This is a genomic window from Vibrio sp. 10N.222.52.B7 (assembly GCF_041474275.1).
Lineage (GTDB): Bacteria > Pseudomonadota > Gammaproteobacteria > Enterobacterales > Vibrionaceae > Vibrio > Vibrio crassostreae_C.
In genome coordinates this window covers 1-620 of record NZ_JBFRTU010000266.1, presented here as the reverse complement: position 1 = coordinate 620, position 620 = coordinate 1, and the positions used below count along the sequence as shown (strand labels likewise).

Here is a 620-nt window from a genome sequence, read left to right as displayed (position 1 = left end):
TCTTCCGAGTCTTTGAATTAAAACGAAACAACCTTGCCTATCAAGAAGCCGCAAACAAAGCAGAAAAAGCCAACGAAGCGAAGTCCTTATTCCTTGCCATGTACCGTCCTAAATATGGTTGACACATTTCCAACATGAAATTGGAGAGTGTCATGAAAACAACAAGTAGACGTACTCAACGAGATTATTCTCTTGCCTTTAAATTGGCAGTCGTAAGCCAAGTTGAAAAAGGCGAAATGACTTATAAGCAAGCTCAAGAACGTTATGGGATCCAAGGTCGCTCTACCGTTTTAGTTTGGCTTCGCAAACATGGTCAACTAGATTGGTCTAAAGGAATAGAACAATCGAGAGCGTTAGGAGCGACTATGTCAAACTCTTCCTCAACTCAAACCCCAGAGCAACGAATCAAAGAACTCGAGCAGCAATTAGAAGAGACTCAGCTCAAAGCTGAGTTCTTTGAAGCGGTTGTAAAAGTCATGGATCGAGATTTCGGTGTCCGAATCTCAAAGAAGCGCAAGGCCGAGTTATTAAGGAAAAAACGGTCAGAAAGTTGACCGTCACTAAAGCTTGTCACTTCATAGGTATTACACGACAAGCTTTCTACAAGCGCTGTGTTGCAG

General features: G+C 42.4%; 1 pseudogene. It reads left to right on the top strand.

Annotation, left to right across the window (positions count from 1 at the left end):
- Positions 1 to 152: 152 nt before the first annotated feature.
- A pseudogene (locus tag AB4512_RS22765) lies at positions 153 to 620 on the top strand (IS3 family transposase); the annotation flags it as partial.